This is a genomic window from Oleiphilus sp. HI0061 (assembly GCF_001635675.1).
Genome location: NZ_LWFE01000649.1, coordinates 1 through 790, shown reverse-complemented (window position 1 = coordinate 790; position 790 = coordinate 1). Strand labels below are relative to the sequence as shown.

Annotated in this window: 1 protein-coding gene; it reads left to right on the top strand. The window is 45.6% G+C overall.

Going from position 1 to position 790, the window contains the following annotated elements; genetic code table 11:
* Nucleotides 1-790, top strand: a 790-nt coding sequence (locus tag A3735_RS08235) for a dihydropteroate synthase (RefSeq protein ID WP_197485766.1), incomplete at both ends; no start/stop codon positions are given.

Genomic DNA, 790 nt, shown 5'->3' with positions numbered 1-790 from the left:
TATGGAGAAACACAGTACAAGGGCTATTCCACAGATCAAACCCAAACTTCGCCTTTCCGGCTTAGAAGCTTTTGTTACAGATGAAGACTCACTATTCATTAATGTCGGTGAGCGCACTAACGTTACTGGTTCAAAGAAGTTTTTGAGGCTTATTAAAGACGAAGAGTTTGAAGAAGCACTCGACGTTGCAAGACAGCAAGTTGAAAACGGCGCACAAATCATCGATATCAATATGGATGAAGGCATGCTGGAATCCAAAGAAGCGATGGTCCACTTTCTCAACCTCGTCGCTTCAGAACCAGATATCTCCAAAGCACCAATTATGATTGACTCCTCTAAGTGGGAAGTAATTGAGGCCGGACTGCGTTGCGTACAAGGGAAGGCTGTCGTTAACTCAATTAGCTTGAAGGAAGGCGAAGAGCAATTTATCGATCATGCGAAAGCCTGTATTCGTTACGGTGCGGCCGCGGTAGTGATGGCTTTCGATGAGAAGGGTCAGGCCGACTCCTTAGATCGTAAGATAGAGATTTGTAAGCGCTCATACGACGTATTGGTTGGCTTAGGCATGCCTCCTGAAGATATTATTTTTGACCCGAATATTTTTGCGGTCGCAACAGGTATCGAAGAACATAACAACTACGCCGTTGACTTTATCGAAGCTACTCGCTGGATTCGTCAAAACCTACCCTATGCAAGTGTCTCTGGTGGCGTTAGTAACGTCTCGTTTTCCTTCCGCGGCAACAACCCAGTACGCGAGGCTATTCATTCCGTCTTTCTTTATCACGCCATA